This window comes from Pseudoscardovia suis, from assembly GCF_002797875.1.
Taxonomy (GTDB): domain Bacteria; phylum Actinomycetota; class Actinomycetes; order Actinomycetales; family Bifidobacteriaceae; genus Pseudoscardovia; species Pseudoscardovia suis.
Window position 1 is genome coordinate 1 of record NZ_PGFC01000001.1, and the last position, 13,357, is coordinate 13,357.

Here is a 13,357-nt window from a genome sequence, read left to right on the forward strand (position 1 = left end):
CCATGAAGACACGGGAACCAAGTTCGACACCACGACACGCCTACGGCCACAACGCCTGCGGGGATTATAAGCAATAACTTTGGTTCCTATATGCCACCAAGTTCGACACCCCGACACGCTTACGGCCACAACGCCTGCGGGGATTATAAGCAATAACTTTGGTTCCTATATGTCGGAGATTCTACAGGAATCGTGGTAGGGTTCCTATCAGGCGAAGGCCACTGCTACGCCCCGGTCTCGGGGTCGGGCCGACGTCCGTTTGGAATGAGATTCGTCCTAATTCGAAGGGCCGGGGTCCGCGAGGGTCCCGGCCCTTTACCGTCTTCGTGGTGGAATCTTCACGCTTCCTCCACATGGCGCGCTTGCGCCACGCGGCCGGGCGCCGGATGATGGTGGGTGGCGGCCGCACGAGGCGGCCGGGAAAGGGAGACGACATGGGCGACACCACCACGACAGGCGAATACGACGCATTCCCGCAGGACGGCCACCCGCTGCTCGACGGGGCCGCGCTGTACGACGTGTTCTACGAGGCCGGCACCAGGCTTGGTGGACGGTACATGGCCCTGGCCAACAAGGCCGAGGCCGCCGGCGACACGGAGGCCGAGAAGAAATGGATGGACGCGGCAATCGCGCTCGACAGGGAACGCGAGGAGGTCGACCCGTTCGACCGCGCCCAGCAGATCGAGACCATGGACCGGTGGAACGCCAGGCGCAAGGAACTGGGGGCGCTGCTGTGACCGAACCCGACTACGAGGCGCTGTGGAGGAAACGCATCCTGCCGCGCATCAGGTCCCAGGCGGTGCGCTCCCTGCCGTCCACGACGGTGTTCCTGGGCGCGCAGCCGGGCGCGGGCAAGACACGCGGCCAGGAGCTCGTCAAAAAGCTGTACGGCGGCAGAATCCTGCCGGTCGTGGGCGACGACTTCCGCCAGTACCACCCCGACTTCGACGCGCTCGTCGAGAACGACCCGCTCGCCATGCCCGGCATCACAGCGAAGGCCGCCGGCATATGGACCGGCATGGCGGTGAAATACGCGGACGACCACGGCGTCTCTTGCGTGATCGAGGGCACATGGCGCAACGCGCCCACCGTGCTCGACGAAGCAGGGAAGGCCATCGCCCTGGGACGGGGCACGCACGCCGTGCTCCTCGCCGTGCCGCCCGCCTTGAGCCGCCTGGGCACGCTCGCACGCTTCTACGACGACCTCGCGGCCATGGGCGTCGCCCGGTGGACGCCGCCCGCGGCGCACGAGACCACCATCGCGAACCTTGAGAAAAACGTGCCCCTGATCGCGGACAGCGGGCTGATGGACCGGCTCACCGTCATCAGCCGGGACGGCACCGTCCTCTACGACGGGCACGACCCCCAGGCGTTCGCCGCCGCATGGAGCCAGGAATTCCACCGCGACCTCACGCCACAGGAAGCCCGGCAGGCACTCAGCGAGACAGCGAGCCTGCGCACGCTCGCGGAACGCCACACGCCCGGCAACCAGGAAGCCACGCGCCAGCTCGACCTCATCGAGCGCGACGCCCACCGCTCCCTCGCACACGCCGAGAACCGCGACACGCCCGGGGCTCCGGCCGCACCGGAACGCACAGGCCGGGGCGCGCACCCAGGGCAGGAACCCGTCGGCGACACCACCAGGCAGGCCGGCACGCCCGCAGCCAGGCAAACGAAAGGGCGCGGCCACCATCGGTGAACCGCGCCTCCGCACACGCCACATGCCAGAACAAGCCGGCGTCAGGCGTTCACGCCATGAGCTGGAAACCCTTGAAAACAAGCCAATCCCCACCATGCGAACCGCATCCGGGGGCGACGTAATTTTGTATCAAACGGAAAGTCTGTTATTCCACCGGGCACTTTGAGCCCGGCCGACACTGTCAGACGTTCCGTTTTCTTTTTGTCCGCGAACAGGACGATGCCGTCCCGCGCGCAACTGTCGAGCTATGCAGTCTTTCTTCAGGTTTCTGGCACGGATGGCAAACCCATGGCCCTTGCCGTACACGCTCGCCATCACGTTCGTCTCCACCATCTCGAAGCCGCAGCGCACGGGCAGGGCGAGCAGGTCATCGCGCCCCAGGCCGTGCATGTGCGTGTCACCGGGCGTCATGCTCTCCATCCCCTTCCATCCATCATGATGGTCTGACGATGCGGAACGCCTTGGTCCTCACCCGAGGGTGCGCGATGGTGCGCCCTCGGTGGCAGTTAGGTCCCATCGGGTGGCCTTATTGCGGTCTATCTGCGGTCGAGGGTGCATAATAATGCATCCTCGACCGCGGATTATGGTGTGGGTGGCGGTCGGCGCGGGGGTAATCCGGGTTGAGGGTGCACAATAATGCATCTTCGGCCGCGGATTATGGTGTGGGTGGCGGTCGGCGCGGGGGTAATCCAGGTTGAGGGTGCACAATAATGCATCCTCGGCAGCAGATTAGGGTGTGGGTGGCGGTCGGCGCGGGGGTAATCCAGGTTGAGGGTGCACAATAATGCATCCTCGGCCGCGGATGGAATTCGGTGAACGGCGCGAAGCCGGACGCTAGCGCTTCGGCTGAAATCCGCGCTGCGCTCGCTGCCAGCTGTGTTTATCACGGTCCCACATGACCAGCAGAATCGCCACCAGTGCAACCGTGTACAGCACCGCCAGAATCGGCATCAGGGCAGCGTAGCGATGCGCCGGATCCGAAGCATGCGAAACCACGAACGATGCAAGCTGGTTGCCGGATAGCCCTGCGAACGCCCATGCGCTCAACGCAAGTCCGTGCACGGTCGATACGGACGCCATGCCGAAATGTTGTTCCAGCAGCACTGGCAGCGTGGAGAAGCCCCCGCCGTAGCCTGCGTTCACAAGGAACAGCATGATGAGAATCATCCACATGGTCGCGTTGTCAATCGAATGGAACGCCACCTGCATGGCGCACACGGCGATCGACATGACGAAAATCACCACATAACTGGTTTCGCGCCGGCGGCAATGGTCCGAGAGGGTAGAGAACCCCAGACGTCCGGCGGCGTTGAACACTGCGTCCACCGCCAGCACCATGCTGATGAAACCTGCCGTGGCAGCTGCGAACGCCGTGGCATCAAGCCCTGCGAATCGCGGCATTGCGGCGAGTGCATCATGGAGGATGTCTTTCTCTTGCGAAATCAGCGCCAGACCGCACGTGATGTTGAGGTAGAACGCCACCCAGATGGCCCAGAAGACCGGGCGCCGCATCACTGTGCGCCTGCGTACGCGCGCCGCCGCGGAATATGCGTAGCCGGCGGGGCGGCGAATGAGCAGGAATCCCAGGAACATCATGACCGCATACACGGCAGCCAGCACATAGAACATGTTGGTGAGGCCAACGGAAGAAATAAGCCAGGTCATGACGGGGCTTGCGATGGCCTTCGCCAATCCGAAGCCTGCGACGGCGATGCCCGTGGCGAGACCCTTGTTGTCGGAGAACCATAGCATGAGGTTCTTCACCGGCGTGAGATAGCCTACGCCCAGGCCGACTCCCATGATCGCGCCGTAGCAGATGAACACGCCGGGCAGCCATCCGGCTGCGATGCTCGCGCCCGTTCCGGCGAATCCTGCGACGAAGCATACAAGGCTGATGAGCGCGGATCGGCGGATGTCCTTCTCCACCACGGGGCCGAGGAACGCGGCGGACATGCCAAGGAAGAAAATCGCCAGGGAGAACGCCCACTCGATGGTGCCGGGTGCCGTGTGCATCTGGTCGGCGATGAGCTGCTTGAACACGCTCCAGCAGTACACGGTGCCGATGGAGACGTGAATGAGCAGCGCGGGGACGACGGCACGCATCCAGCGGTTGTTGAGCGGGTCGCGTGTCGGCTGCTGGGGTTGGTGGGGAGCTTGGGGTTGTTGGTCTGCTTGGGCTGCTTGTTGAGCTTGTTGAGCTTGTTGGGGAGATTGTTGAAAGACCAGGGTCTGTGCTTGTTGGGGGGGCGGATGGTGACGTGTGCTGACGTGTATTGCGCGCCATGTATTCCTCTCCGCAGCGATGGCGGAGATGTCGGGGCTAACACCTGCGCATCTCTGCGGGCACGACACTATCAGCTAGCAGGCTTTCGCGCAGAATTGTGAGTGGCGTCACACTGCGGGGTTGATTGCTGTGCGTGGCGTGGGTGGGGTTCTGTTGAGCGACCTAGCGTTGGGCTACTTTGCTGTTGAGGGTGCACTTCCTTGCGCCCTCGGTGGTGGTTGTGCTGCCGTGCAAGTGGGTTGGGCCGTGCAATTGCTATTGAGTGCGCACAATGCTGCACCTTCGGCGGCAGTTGGATGGTGGGACGGCGGCCGGAGTGGGGACAAACCCGGTCGAGGGTGCACTGTTGTGCACCCTCGGGGCAGATTGGTGTTGCTGGGCTGGGTGCTCGGGGTGCTAATCGCGGTCGAGGGTGCACTTCCTTGCGCCCTCGGCGGTGGTTGTGCGGTTGAGGCGGCGGTAGGGGCGGGGTATTCTTGGTTGAGAGTGCATTTCTGTGTGCCCTCGGGGCGTTTTGCTGTTGCTGGACTTGGTGTCTGGAGCCCTAATCGGTGTTGAGGGTGCGGTGTTGTGCGCCCTCGGTGGCGGTTGTGCTGCCGTGCGGGTGGGTTGGGTCGTGCAATTGCTGTTGAGGGTGCATAATGCTGCACCTTCGGCGGCAGTTGGGTGACGGAGTAGCGGCAGGAGTGGGGCAGACCCGGTCGAGGATGCACTGTTGTGCACCCTCGGCGTCGGTTGTGCGGTTGAGTTGAAGGTTGGGGACAGGGTGTTCTTGGTTGAGGGTGCACTCCTGTGCACCCTCCGTGGTGGTGGGATTCTGTTGAGCGGCCTAGCGTTGGGTTATCTGCGGTCGAGGGTGCGCTTCCTTGTGCCCTCGGTGGCGGTTGTGCTGCCGTGCAGGTGGGTTGGGTCGTGTAATTGCTGTCGAGTGTGCGCAATGCTGCACCCTCGGTGGCAGTTGGGTGACAGAGTAGCGGCAGGAGTGGGGGTGAATCCGGTTGAGGGTGTATTCCTGTGCACCTTCGGTGGTGGTTGGATTCTGCTGGGTGGTCTGGTGCGGGTCTATCTGCTGTCGAGGGTGCACTTCTGTGCGCCCTCAGGGTGGGTTGCCGTTGCGGGGCTGGGTGCTTGGGGTGTTAATCGTGGTTGAGGGTGCATTCCTGTGCACCCTCGGTGGTGGTTGGGCTCCATTGAGTGGCCTGGTGCAGAGGTATCTGCTGTCGAGGGTGCGCTTCCTTGCGCCCTCGGCGGTGGTTGTGCTGCCGTGCGGGTGGGGTGGGACGTGTAGTTGCTGTTGAGGGTGCGCTCCCGTGATCCCTCGGTGGCGGTTGCGCCGCCTCGCGGTAATTCCGGCGCCCCGGCACCGTCCGGGACGCCCCGGAGCGCCGGCATATGCTGTATCAATGGCTCCCGACTACCCCGCGTTGCGTCCTATCGCCGCCCAAACGTAATATGAAGAGGTTCAAGAGTCATGGCGCTGTTGAAGATTCGCAAGGCGCCAGCGGCCTACTACAAGGCATACACCGAGCAGCGAGGATATTGTGGCTAACACTAACGAAAACGATAAGAATCAGCCTGCATCAACCGCGGCGGCATCGGCAACCGCGGGAACCCCTACCACCGAGGAAACCAAGGAGCAGCAGACTCGCAGCAGCATCGACCATGCGCAGCTGCTGCTCGACCAGGACGCCGCCATCGCCCAGCGCATTGATGCCGGAGCAGAACTCGATGACGCCATCAACGCATCCGACCCTGAAGGTCATTCCGAGCAGGTGCAGATGCGCGTGGCCAAGCGTGCACTCATGCTTAAGGAAGGCATCCAGCCTTACCCGGTCACCCTTGATGTGACCGCCACGATTCCGCAGGTGCGCGCCAAGTACGAGAACGCATTGCAGGCGGGTGACGAAACTGAGGACGTTGTGGGAATCGCTGGCCGTGTGATGTTCCTGCGCAACACGGGCGGCCTGTGCTTCGTGCAGCTCGCGTCGGGCGACGGCACCACGATCCAGGGCATGATTTCCAAGAAGGAGGTCGGTCCGGATTCCCTCAAGCGTTTCAAGCAGCTCGTTGATTTGGGCGACCACCTGTATGTGCGTGGTCGTGTGATTTCCTCCAAGACCGGCGAGCTGTCGGTGTTCGCTACCGAGTGGGCCATTGCCGCGAAGGCGCTGCAGCCGCTTCCGGCCCTGCACAAGGAGCTCAATGAAGACACCCGCACGCGCAAGCCTTACATCGGCATGATCGCCGACCCGAAGATCCGCGACATGGTGCGCAATCGTTCGAAGGCAGTTTCGTCGCTGCGTCACACTTTCGAAAGCCATGACTTCCTTGAGGTCGAGACGCCGATGCTGCAGACCATTCATGGTGGCGCTGCGGCGCGCCCGTTCACGACGCACATGAATGCGTTCGACCTTGACCTGTACCTGCGCATCGCGCCGGAACTGTTCCTCAAGCGCTGCCTCGTAGGCGGCATCGAGCGCGTGTTCGAGATCAACCGTGACTTCCGCAACGAGGGCGTGGATGCCACGCATGCGCCGGAGTTCACGATGGTCGAGGCTTACCAGGCCTACGGCAATTACGATACGATTGCTGCGCTCACCAAGGAGCTCATCCAGACGACCGCAATGGATGTGTTCGGTAGCCACAAGGTGACTTTGCTCGACGGCACGGAATACGATTTCGGTGGCGAATGGAAGCAGATGAGCATGTATGATTCCCTCTCCGAGGCGCTCGGGGAAGAGATCACGCCTGAAACGCCGCAAGAGAAGCTGGCGCAGATTGCCGACAAGCTCGATGTGGAGCGCGATGAGGTCGAGAACCGTGGCAAGCTCGTGGAGCACCTGTGGGAGCATTTCTACGAGGACAAGCTTTACGAACCGACCTTCGTGCGCGATTTCCCGGTCGAGACGTCGCCGCTGGTTAAGGGTCACCGTTCCAAGCCGGGCGTGGTTGAGAAGTGGGATCTGTATGTGCGCGGCTTCGAGCTGGCGACCGGCTATTCCGAGCTCAACGATCCGGTGGTGCAGCGTGAACGCTTCCTCGACCAGGCGAAGGATTCGCTGGCGGGCGATGAGGAGGCTGGCGACATCGATGAGGACTTCCTCGAGGCGCTGGGCGTGGGCATGCCGCCGGCAGGTGGCATGGGCATGGGCATCGACCGACTGCTCATCGCGTTGACGGGTGCCACGATCCGCGAGACGATCACGTTCCCGCTGGTCAAGCCGCTGCGCTGACATCGTGCCGGCTGGTCTGATGGGCTGGCTGCGGTGTTGTGCTGTTGGGGTCGCTTCCCAGTTGGGAGCCTTGACAGTATTTGTATTGGGGGTGTCGCTTGTTGCGGCGCCCCACTGCGTTTGGTGCTGTGGCGTTTGGTTTTGTGGGGTTGTGGTGCTGTGTGATGCTGCAGGGCTGTGGTTCTGCTGCTTTGAGTCTGTCGTTTGTGGGACGTTGTGTGTAGGGCTGATCGTCATGTCTGTTGAGGCGAGTGCCGTGAGTCGCCGATGAGGGAGGTTTGGTGGGGCATGGGTGGGTAAGAATTTGATGATTTTGGAATGAATATTGTGCAAATTGTGTTGAAACGTATGCAAATGGAGAAATGCATGCTGCAACGCATACAATTTTGCAATTGCGCAATTTTGCAACACGCTAAAAAGCGTTGTGGCTGTAGCCCATTTGAGCAAGTAGTCGTGCACCTTTGCATTGTGCAAAATAACTGGTTAACTTGAGAGAAAACAGCGATTGGCAAGGCCGGCGGCAAACGGAACCCGCACGATGCAGATGGGTGACGAGGCAATGTTCGTTCGCTGAAGATACGGCTGCAGATTTGGGAATGCGGATAGTCCAAGGGAGACGGAAATGATCAAGGTATTGCATACATCTGACTGGCATTTGGGGCGCAAGCTCAATGGCTATGATCAGTGTGATGCCCAAGAGCGGGCATTGCAGTGGATCATCGACACCGTGCGCGATGAGCATATCGATGTAGTGCTCATCTGCGGTGATGTCTACGACACCAAACGTCCCGGGGACCAGCAGATGACCATGCTCGACAACGTACTGACCAAGCTTGTCAGCATCGAGCGCGATGGCAAACCTGCCGTGGATGTCATCCTTATCCCAGGCAATCATGACTCCGCTCCCATGCTGGGGTATCTTTCCCGACTGGTGACGCCGAACCTCCACATCTGCGCGTCGGTCGAAGATGTGGCTCAGCCAGTGATGATCGAACGAGGCGATGAAAGGCTTGCCGTATACGCTTTCCCCTACCTGTACCCCAGCTCAGCGCGTAATCCTATCAACAGACTTATGCATGAGTCTAACCCGGATCTGCCTGAGGAATCGACTGTGGACGAGACCACCCAGTCCGTCACTGGTGCCGCCATTCAGCTGGCGGCACGGGATCTTGCCATGCGTCGCGCGCAGGACTCTCACCTCGCGGCCATTCTCATGATGCATGCGAATGTGGCAAGTCGCATGCGTGGAAAGATCGGGGAGAGACTTGATAATTATTCCGGCGGTGAGACGGAGCATGCCGCATCAGAGTCACCGTTTGTTATCGGGACTGCGGACGCAATCCCCAGCGAATACTTCGCGGGCACGGGTTTTGACTACCTTGCCCTCGGACATATCCACAAACCGCAGATTGTCACCATCGTAGGGGATGGGCGTCTTCCTCAGGCGCGTTACTGCGGGTCGCTGCTTGCCTATGACGCCGATGACGTCAAGCAATCCGAGCCGCAGGAAGGCAACTACCGTGTCGTGGACATCGTCACGGTCGAAAACGGCAAGGTGACTGACATCGCTGAGCGTTCCGTCCAATCCGGCCAGCGTCGCATCGTCAATATTCGAGGCGACCTCAATGAGATTCTCGGTCCTGACAATGCTCAATACCGGGAGGATTTCGTCAACATCAAAGGCACCTATGACCCCGAGGAACACAAGGATCCGTGGGGTGAGGTGCATGCCGCATTCAGCAGTGTGCTGTCCTACTCGGTCATGCCCTACGGTGAAGAAGACCAGGCTGCAGCTGACGGCGATGCCATCCGCCGCAATGTTGACGATCCGATGGACATCATGCTCTCCTTTGTGCATGACGTCACCAATGGGCATCGTGATGCGAATGAAAGCGAAAGGGATGTCTTGGGCGAAGCGCTTCGTCGAGCACAGGGCATCCCACAAGGGGAGACGTCGGATGCACGGGTATCCGATGCAGAAGATAAGCACACGGAGCGGTCACGCAAAAACACGAATGCAGCAGAGTAGCTGGCAGTAGATAAAAGGAACGAGAGAAGGAATTGCCATGAGGATTCAAGCACTTGCCATCAAAGGCATCGGGCCATATAAAGATGAGTTCTTCATTGATTTCGGCAAACTGTCAAAGAACGGCCTGTTTCTCATCGACGGCGACACCGGTGCCGGCAAAAGCACAATCATTGACGCAATCTGCTTCGCGCTATTCAGCACAATAACAAGAAATGATGGGAGTGCAGGCAAAGAGCGTATGCGTTCGCGCTTTCTGCCTTTGGGCGCGAACAAAGAGGCGAGCTGCGTTGAACTGATTTTCAGTGAGAACGGCAAAACGTACTACATCAAGCGCAATCCGGGCTACTCCCATCCTAAGAAGGGCCATCTCGACGATCCGCAATCTGCATGGGTGCCAGTGACTGAGGCGGTGACCGTCAAGAGACTCGATTCGGATGGTTATAAGGCGGCACAGGAAAAGGCAGAGCATGCTCCTGATGTGCGCGGCGCGGGCAAAGTTCTTATCGGATTCGCTCGCGATGATGAGGGCGCCACAGTGGTGGCGAACGGCAGCAGACAGGCTAACAGTGCCATTCAGGAAATCGTCGGTCTGAACGCCAGTCAGTTCCGCACTGTCATCTGTCTGCCGCAAGGGCAGTTCGAATCGTTTCTCCATGCCAAGCCGGAGGAACGCAGCGGTATGCTCATCGATATCTTTCGCTTGGGAGTCTATGACCGCATTCAACACGCCCTGCAGGAGATGGAAAAGGAAAAGGACACGGATATCGCGCATTCCAGCGCTCTTTTGCACGGCAAAGTCTCCGAACTGCAAGGCGCGTTGCCGGACCTCCCATTCGAAGAGGATGAACCTGATCGTGATGCCGTCGATGGCGCTGAGACCGCGTCGGCCATAGCGGCGACCACAGAAGAGCATGCTGATGGTGCGGGTGCTGCTGATGACCATGATGATGCCAGTGGTTTCAACGATGCTGCGTCTTCCGATGACATCACATCTGATGACGCTGATGACATTGATGACGCTGATGATGACGATACCCATGAGTCTTCCATCAGCCTGGGGGAGCGACTGGAGAGGTGGAATAGCCAGTCCATTAATGGGTCTCAAGCCGATCAGCTGGTGGAGTTGCCCATCGATAACATCGCCGATAAGCGGAATGAACTTGACGCTATTCTCGACAGAATAGATATCGAGCTTTCCACTGTGGTGATGCAAGGCGCCGACGTGCGAGAGGCAGCTCAACACAGACGGGACGAAGCCCAAGTCGATCTCACCTTGGTGGGTAAACTCACCGAAGATTTGCGCAAGCAGCAGGGGCTTGTTGAAAGGCAGGCCATGCTCATGGCAGACAAAGATCGGATCGGTAAGATTTGTGCCCGCGTAGAGGAAGCACGCAATGCCATTCCGGTGTCTGACGCCAATGATGCCGTCAAGGATGCCGAGAAAGCGGTAGCTGACAGAGAACATGCGTTGAAGGACGCCACCGACAAGCTCGCTGCCATGGAGTCGAAGGAGACGCTGATAGAACGCCAATCCGAGGCGCAGAAGGCGCAGATTGCAGTAACCAAGGAGCGGGCTGAGCGCGACCGTTGCACTGCCGACCTCGACCAGCTCAATCAACTCGACCGTGCGCAAAAGGAACTTGCCGACTTGCAGGACGGTGTAGCGTCGGCAAAGAAAACCTTGGATGAAGCCGAGGCAAAACTCGCATCCTGCGGCGATCCCGAGAAGATCAACGCCGACTATGAAAGCGCCAAAGACGTTGTTGCAACAAAACCCGTCGTACAGAGCGCACTCGATGCCGCTGCCAAGACGCTTGCTGACTTCGAAACCCTCGACAGGTTGCTCAAAGAGCGGACTGAGCTTGAGAACGACGAGAAAGAGGCCAAGGCGACCCATGATGCTGCGCAGGAACGCAACGAACAAGTGAAGCTGGAGCAGCGCATCGCTGAGCTCGGCATTGCCCTCGAAGACGGCAAACCGTGCCCGGTCTGCGGTTCGACCATGCATCCTCATGTCATTGCTGTATCCAATGCCGACGAGATAGACGATACAGGCAGAAAGTTCAAGGAAGCGAAGGCTGCATGGGAGGATGCGAAAAGCAAACTCAACCAGTGCCAAGGCAAGATTTCAAGCCTGACCGAAAGCCTCAAAGGTGTGACGCCTAACGAGGCGCAGACAAACCATGACATCGCCGTGAAGAATCTGAAGGCGGTTGAAAAGGTCGAGGAGGAACTGCAGTCGCTCAAAGCTGCCTCGGACGCCCTCGCCGTTGCGCAGAAGGCTCGTGACAAAGCGGCGAATGACCTCCGTGTTCAACAAGGAAAAGCAACGACCAAGCAAGAGGATGTCGACAAGAGACGTGAAGCGTGTGTGGGCAAAGACAAAGACGCGTTGTCCGCGCGCATTGCTGATCTCAATGAGCAGATTGAATCTAACGATAAGATCGCTTCCGGTATTAACGCCATAGCGGACAAGATCGCCAAGCGTAATGAAGCCGAGAAAACGCAACGCTCCTGCAGTGATGTTCTCGCCCAGAAGAAAAAGGATCTTGAAGCGGCTCGGGACAAGCTTGCAAGAGTCATTTCGGAGCGTGGGTTCGCTTCCTTGGATGTGGCGCTCGCGGCAATCCTCGACGCGAAGGATCTTGATCACTTGGATGGACAGGTACGTCAGTACGAGCAGGATGTGCGTTCGACAGACGACCAATTGAAGGCGGCGCTCGATGATCTGCGGGACCATCTGACTGAAGACAGCAACCGTACTCTGCGACTGCTTGACATCGACGCGTTGCCTGAATGCATCGATTTGTGGAAGGTCAAGGAGACCGGTGCCGTTGGTCTTGGCGCCGCTGCTCCTGATGCGGTTGCTCTTGGCAATGCCGTTCTTGGCGCCGCTGCTCCTGATGCCGCTGCTCCTGCCGCCGCAGATTTTGACATTGCAGGTTTTAGTGCCGCAGATACCGACACAGGCCTATCCGATGCTGACAAAACCACCGAATTGGCATCCGGGGAATCCGCTCCCGTCATGTTGACGCATCTGGGGGCCCTCATCGATGCTGTTGATGAGAAGGCGTTGCGTGAGTGTTTTGATGATGCGTCCCACGCATATGATGATGCGAACAGCAAGTATGAGTCCGCCAAATCGTCGTATGAGGGTTTCGGAACCAAGCGCAAGGCGATCGATAAGGCAGCCGACGAATGGGAGGAGACCCGTTCACAAGCATGGCCATACCAATGCATGAGTCAGCTTCTGTGTGGCAAGAACTACAGAGGAGAAAATCCCAATAGATTGACGATTTCGGCCTACGCGGTGCAGCAGATCTTCACAGCAGTGCTTGACGAGACCAACATCATCCTCAAAGGCATCCATGATGGCATCTTCCGCCTGAGCTTGGGAAACAAATCAAAAGGCGGTGCCAAGCAGGGTCTTCCGATTAGCGTCTATGATGCGCGCACAAACAGGAACAGCGATGTAGAAACCCTGTCAGGAGGCGAAACATTTTTCATCTCGCTTGCACTGTCGCTAGGATTGGCGCGTGTTGTGCAGACGCGCGCCGCTGGCATCGAGATGGGGGTCTTCTTCATTGACGAGGGTTTCGGCACGTTGGACGAGAATTGTCGCGCAGACGTGGTCCTGGAACTGCAAAAGCTGGCGGAGCAGGGACGTTCCATTGGCATCATCTCGCATGTCAGTCAGCTTCAGGAGGCCATCGGTACCCAGATCAAGGTTATGCGCGGCAAATCCGCAGGCGGCAAGGACGGTGACGGTCCCAGCATGATTGACTTCCAGACCGCGTAGACCACGATTGATGATGTCGGTGCATCGGCAACCACTGGCCTCACCTGGCTTTCACACCGAGTATTGCGGTTATGCTGCTGTGGCGCAGTGGTGTTTGCGTGTTCGCGCGGGCTTACGCGTGGCACCCGTTGGCATGCCAGCGGGCGTGTCAACGGGCGCAGAGTGAGCAGTCATGGCACGCGCGCGATCTAAGATGAACAGGTTGCGCTGTGCCCATCATCGCTGACTGCGTCGCGTGATAGTGTGAACGTGTTTGGCGGGGGTGACGGCGCATGTGGTTGCGGCTCTCGTGACCGCGCCAACGCTGCGCGGC

At 59.4% G+C, this 13,357-nt stretch carries 7 protein-coding genes; 5 read left to right on the forward strand and 2 right to left on the reverse strand.

Going from position 1 to position 13,357, the window contains the following annotated elements:
* Positions 1 to 434: 434 nt before the first annotated feature.
* On the forward strand, positions 435 to 737 hold the full coding sequence (locus tag CLV65_RS08635) for a hypothetical protein (protein ID WP_157847168.1): 303 nt from the start codon (positions 435 to 437) through the stop codon (positions 735 to 737).
* Positions 734 to 1,699, forward strand: a complete 966-nt coding sequence (locus tag CLV65_RS00005; RefSeq protein WP_157847169.1) for a zeta toxin family protein — start codon at positions 734 to 736, stop codon at positions 1,697 to 1,699. Before CLV65_RS08635 ends, CLV65_RS00005 begins: the two co-directional genes overlap by 4 nt.
* A 129-nt stretch (positions 1,700 to 1,828) precedes the next feature.
* Here CLV65_RS00005 and CLV65_RS00010 read toward each other — a convergent pair whose 3' ends face one another.
* A complete protein-coding gene (locus CLV65_RS00010; RefSeq protein ID WP_144441875.1) occupies positions 1,829 to 2,110 on the reverse strand; it encodes a hypothetical protein in 282 nt (93 codons plus the stop codon).
* Between the two features lie 423 nt (positions 2,111 to 2,533).
* On the reverse strand, positions 2,534 to 3,802 hold the full coding sequence (locus tag CLV65_RS00015) for an OFA family MFS transporter (RefSeq protein WP_094691215.1): 1,269 nt from the start codon (positions 3,800 to 3,802) through the stop codon (positions 2,534 to 2,536).
* A gap of 1,836 nt (positions 3,803 to 5,638) precedes the next feature.
* On the opposite strand from CLV65_RS00015, the gene lysS reads away from it, so the two are divergent.
* The 3 genes from lysS (at position 5,639) to CLV65_RS00030 (ending at position 13,044) form a co-directional block, all read left to right on the forward strand.
* On the forward strand, positions 5,639 to 7,216 hold the full coding sequence (gene lysS, locus CLV65_RS00020; RefSeq protein WP_244569146.1) for a lysine--tRNA ligase: 1,578 nt from the start codon (positions 5,639 to 5,641) through the stop codon (positions 7,214 to 7,216).
* A gap of 622 nt (positions 7,217 to 7,838) precedes the next feature.
* Entirely contained in the window at positions 7,839 to 9,245 is a 1,407-nt protein-coding gene (locus tag CLV65_RS00025; protein ID WP_094691213.1) for a metallophosphoesterase family protein, read from the forward strand.
* Positions 9,246 to 9,282: 37 nt separating this feature from the next.
* On the forward strand, positions 9,283 to 13,044 hold the full coding sequence (locus CLV65_RS00030) for an AAA family ATPase (protein WP_094691212.1): 3,762 nt from the start codon (positions 9,283 to 9,285) through the stop codon (positions 13,042 to 13,044).
* Positions 13,045 to 13,357: the final 313 nt, after the last annotated feature.

What these genes read in the sequence shown, in the direction of transcription:
- CLV65_RS00030 (WP_094691212.1), top strand. Translation starts at nt 9,283, where the DNA reads ATGAGGATTCAAGCACTTGCCATCAAAGGCATCGGGCCATATAAAGAT.
- CLV65_RS08635 (WP_157847168.1), top strand. Translation starts at nt 435, where the DNA reads ATGGGCGACACCACCACGACAGGCGAATACGACGCATTCCCGCAGGAC.
- CLV65_RS00025 (WP_094691213.1), top strand. Translation starts at nt 7,839, where the DNA reads ATGATCAAGGTATTGCATACATCTGACTGGCATTTGGGGCGCAAGCTC.
- CLV65_RS00010 (WP_144441875.1), bottom strand. Translation starts at nt 2,110, where the DNA reads ATGACGCCCGGTGACACGCACATGCACGGCCTGGGGCGCGATGACCTG.
- CLV65_RS00015 (WP_094691215.1), bottom strand. Translation starts at nt 3,802, where the DNA reads ATGCGTGCCGTCGTCCCCGCGCTGCTCATTCACGTCTCCATCGGCACC.